Source organism: Salmonella sp. SAL4457 (genome assembly GCF_046548235.1).
Lineage (GTDB): Bacteria > Pseudomonadota > Gammaproteobacteria > Enterobacterales > Enterobacteriaceae > Salmonella > Salmonella enterica.
Genome location: NZ_JBGDZO010001079.1, coordinates 1 through 247 on the forward strand (window position 1 = coordinate 1; position 247 = coordinate 247).

The 247-nt window shown below is 67.2% G+C and carries 1 protein-coding gene; it reads right to left on the minus strand.

Going from position 1 to position 247, the window contains the following annotated elements:
- Nucleotides 1–247, minus strand: a 247-nt coding sequence (locus ACLJNW_RS27515; protein WP_410961727.1) for a carboxypeptidase-like regulatory domain-containing protein, incomplete at both ends; no start/stop codon positions are given.

Consider the following 247-nt stretch of genomic DNA (forward strand, 5'->3'; position numbering starts at 1 on the left):
TCGCTCACGCGAGCGGTCACGCTGACGCTCTCCTCGAGCTCGCCGACCCCGAGGGTCAGGATGCCCGCGGAGAACTTGTCGTTCGCGGTGACGACCATGTTGGTCTGCTCGAGGGTCTTGAAGCCCGCGATGGCGATGCGGAGCGTGTAGCGGTCGGGCCGGACGATCGGGAACACGAACCGCCCCTCCTGGTCGGTGGTGGCGGTGATTGCATTCGCCTGCGTCTGGCTGGTCAGCGTCACGACGG